General features: G+C 75.2%; 1 protein-coding gene. It reads right to left on the reverse strand.

Annotation, left to right across the window (positions count from 1 at the left end; translation table 11 throughout):
• On the reverse strand, positions 1-922 hold a 922-nt coding region (locus ACFQ36_RS22995), incomplete at both ends, for a sensor histidine kinase (protein ID WP_377017915.1).

The raw sequence follows: 922 nt of genomic DNA on the forward strand, positions 1-922 counted from the left end.
CCACGTCCGAGCGGTCCCTGACCGCCACCCGTCCGCCCAAGGCCTCGACCCGCTCCCGCATGCCGCGCAGGCCGTTGCCTTCGCGCAGGCCGGTGCCCGCGGCACCCGGCCCCACGCCGTCGTCGGCCACCCGGATGACCAGCTCCGCCCCGTCCGTGTAAATCTCAACCCAGGCCCGCGAGGCGCGGGCATGCCGGACGGTGTTGGTCAGCGCCTCCTGCACCATCCGGTAGGCCGCCGTCTCCAGCCGTGCGTCCAAGCCTGCCGGCAGCGGCCGGGACAGGCTGACCTGGAGGCCGGTCCGCGCGGCCTGCGAGAGCAGTTCGGGCAGCTGCCCCAGGCGCTGCACGGGCGAGCGCGGGGCGTCCTGGCGCAGCACGTCGAGCACCTCGCGGACCTCGGCCAGCGCATCCCGGCTGGCGGACTTGATCGTCTCCAGCGCCGGCTTCAGCTGGCCCGGGTCCTTGTCGGCCAGGTGCAGCGCCACCGAGGCCTGCACATTGATCAGCGACAGCGAGTGGGCCACCACGTCGTGGATGTCCCGGGCGAGCATGAGCCGCTCCTCGTCCCGGGCACGCTGCTGTTCCTTGAGCAGGGCCCTGCGCCGTTCGGCCAGCCGCTCGGAGCGGGTGCGCAGCAGCTCGGCCACCAGCACCACCACCGTCAGCCATGCCAGGCCGGCGCCCAAGCGGGCCAGGTCCGCATCCGTTCCCGCCGCCGCGACCGCGGCACCCAGCAGCACGGCCAGGCCGGCGACGGCGCCCCATGCCCACCAGCGGGCCCGGGCGAGCACGGCGAACACCAGGCCCAGCACCAGGGACAGGCCGAAGGGTCCCCAGGGGTAGCCGAGCAGCAGGTAGCCGCCGGCCACCGCGGCCAGCCCCGCGGCCATCGGCCCGGGCAGGATCCTCCGCAGCAGCAG

This window comes from Arthrobacter sp. GCM10027362, assembly GCF_042679445.1.
Classification (GTDB): domain Bacteria; phylum Actinomycetota; class Actinomycetes; order Actinomycetales; family Micrococcaceae; genus Crystallibacter.